1 pseudogene is annotated in these 2,491 nt (G+C 38.7%); it reads left to right on the top strand.

Features of this window, described 5'->3' with window-relative positions:
- Positions 1 to 2,491 (top strand): annotated as a pseudogene (locus ACFIMI_RS09560) (autotransporter outer membrane beta-barrel domain-containing protein); the annotation flags it as partial.

The following is a 2,491-nucleotide window of genomic DNA, read 5'->3' as shown; positions in this document are numbered from 1 at the left end:
CACATGCTGAAACTCTTGACGTTGCCAACGAAGAAAAAGATATATCCGGAAAAACGTACGAGACTATTTATGTAAAAAACAAAGGAAAAATCACCGGTAGTACTGTAACTGTAATTGGAAATAAAAACACAAATACAGACACAGGTAGCGATAAATATGTTGTAACAGTTGAAGGTGCTAACAGTGCGCTTGAATTAAATAGCTTAAATATTCAAGGCACTGATTCTGATGTTCGTTTTGGTATTTCTGTAAAAGACGGCGCTAACATCAACCTGACCGGGGGAAACATTACAGCTTCTCAAACTGGCGTTTATATCGATGGTAGTAAGGATAATAGAAATATACTGCAAAATGTAGTAATATCAGATAATAAAAATGAAGCATCATCACTCCTTGGAATAAAAATAAACAAGAAAAGTTTTATCACTTTAGAAAATGTAACAGTTAAACAAGCACAAACTGCCATAGATGCATATGATTCCACAGTAAAAGTTTTAGGAGGATCATTTGATGCAGAAAAAACCGCAATATTTGCTCAAAACGGCAGCAACATCACTTTAACTGGCGATGCAAACATTACATCTAATGATGTTGGACTCTATGCGGCAGGTTCAAAGGCCATCATCGAAATGACAGGAGGGAGCATCACAGCGAAAGAGCAAGCAGTAAAGACAACATACGGTGGCCATATTATTGCTACAGATGTCACCCTAAAAACAAAAGATGTTTATGGAATTGGTGTAGCTTGTGAAGACCTTAGCATAATTGAATTACTTGGAAAGACAACGATTAATAATGCTTTCATCGGAATTCAAGTAATAGATGAGGCCACAATCAAGATGATTGGAGGAACCATTACAGCTTCTGCAGCTGGTGCTACATTCTTAAACAGTCACAGTTATAAATATGAAAACAAACTAGAAAATGTGACCATATCGAGTATTAAAGAGGATGTGCCACTGTTCTTTGGAATAAAAGCAGATGCAAGTTATATCTCTTTAAATAATGTAACAGTGACGCAAGCACAAACTGCCATAGAGGCATATGATTCCATAATAAACGTTTTAGGAGGATCATTTGATGCAGAAAGAACAGCAATATTTGCTCAAAACGGCAGCACCATCGCTTTAACTGGCGATGCAAACATTACATCTAATAATGCTGCTGGACTCCATGCGGCAGATTCAAAGTCCATCATCGAAATGACAGGGGGGAGCATCACAGCGAAAGAGCAAGCAGTAAAGACAACATCCGGTGGCCATATTACTGTTACAGATGTCACCCTAAAAACAAAAGATGGTTATGGAACTGGTGCAGTTTCTAGTGGCCTTGGTAGCATGATTGAATTACTTGGAAAGACAACGATTAATGATGCTTTCTTCGGGCTTCAAGCACAAAACGGTGGCGCAATCAAGATGACTGGGGGAACCATTACAACTTCTTCAACTGGTGCTATATTCTCAAACAGTAACAGTAGTGAAAACAAACTAGAAAATGTGACAATATCGGGTGTTCAAAAGGATGGGACACTGTACTATGGAATAAACGCAAATAAAAGTACCGTCACTTTAAAAGATGTAACAGTGGCTCAAGCAGCCACCGGTGTATTTGAAAAAGGTGTATTAGCAGAGAATGATTCGACAATAACAATCTCGGGAGGATCATTTCATGCACAAAATACAACAATATCTGCTAAAAGCGGCAGTGCCATCACTTTAACCAACAATGCAAACATTACATCTGATAACGTTGGACTCTATGCGGAAGGTTCAAACTCCACCATCAGCATGACGGAAGGAACCGTCACGGGGAAAGGTAATGCATTGGGTAATGCATTGGTTGCTGAAAATGGTGGACATATTACTGTTGCAGATGTGACCCTAAAAACAAATGATAGCGATAAGTCATCTGGTGTATTTTCTAATGGCGCAAACAGTGTAATTTTTCTTGAAAAAACAACGATTAGTAGTAGTGGAACTGGGCTTGCAGCAATCGATGGTGGTGCAGTCAACATGACGGGAGGATCCGTAGCAGCGAACGAAACAGCGTTATTTGCAATCAACGGTGGGCATATTGATTTGACAAATGTTTCTGCAACAGCAGAAGTTTCTGGTTTGCAATTCGTAACTCACCCTACTACCAAACAAGATGAGCTAAATGATCCACAAAAACATCATAGCAATGAAATCAATCTGACCAATGCAGAGCTTCATGCTGAAAATGGCACAGGAATTTTCATTAGAGCTTTCACTAACGCTAACATTAAAAATAGTGCTGATCTGTCAATTGGTACAGTTAATCTCACAAATTCAAAAATCCATGCCGACGTGTTATTAGGGGACGGCCTCTTTACAAAAAAAGAAAGCTTTTGGGAGGAGAAAAATATTAATGAGATCTCCAATGGCACCTTCACCTTAAGCGCTGATCATTCAACTTTAGAAGGCAGAGCGAATATTGCTAAAGACAGAAATGTACATTTTGATCTAAAAAA

Origin of the sequence: Bartonella sp. AP4SXKL (assembly GCF_042195845.1) — a bacterium.
Taxonomy (GTDB): Bacteria; Pseudomonadota; Alphaproteobacteria; order Rhizobiales; family Rhizobiaceae; genus Bartonella.
The sequence above is the reverse complement of the archived record's forward strand: the minus strand, read 5'-3'. Positions and strand labels throughout refer to the sequence as shown.